The sequence below is a fragment of the Aeromonas sp. 130281 genome (genome assembly GCF_056642115.1).
The window spans coordinates 1-577 of the sequence record NZ_JBWVQS010000026.1; the positions used below are offsets into that span (position 1 = coordinate 1).

Genomic DNA, 577 nt, shown 5'->3' on the forward strand with positions numbered 1-577 from the left:
CAGCGGCAGCCTCAGCGTGGCCGATGTGGATCAGGGCGAGGATGTCTTCGATACCGGCAGTGTCACCGACACCACCGTCGGCGGTGCCCTCGGCAGCCTGAGCATCACCGCCGCCGGGGCCTGGAGCTACAGCGTGGCCACTGCCGACGTGCAGTACCTGGGCGCCGGGGACACCCGTGTCGAGACCTTCGAGGTGAGCTCGGTCGATGGCACCGCCACCGAAACTGTGACCGTCACCATCACCGGCACCAACGATGGCGCCACCATTAGCGGCGATGTTCTGGGGGCGGTGACCGAGGACAATAGCGCCCCGCTGCTGACCGACAGCGGCAGCCTCAGCGTGGCCGACGTGGATCAGGGCGAGGATGTCTTCGACACTGGCAGCGTCACCGACACCACCGTCGGCGGTGCCCTTGGCAGCCTGAGCATCACCGCCGCCGGGGCCTGGAGCTACGAGGTGGCCACTGCCGATGTGCAGTACCTGGGCGCCGGCGACACCCGTGTCGAGACCTTCGAGGTGAGCTCGGTCGATGGCACCGCCACCGAAACCGTGACCGTCACCATCACCGGCACCAAC

The 577-nt window shown here is 67.9% G+C and carries 1 protein-coding gene; it reads left to right on the plus strand.

The features are described from left to right. Positions 1 to 577 (plus strand): VCBS domain-containing protein (locus AC1IN8_RS21055; protein ID WP_479760502.1); only part of this gene is annotated, 577 nt, incomplete at both ends.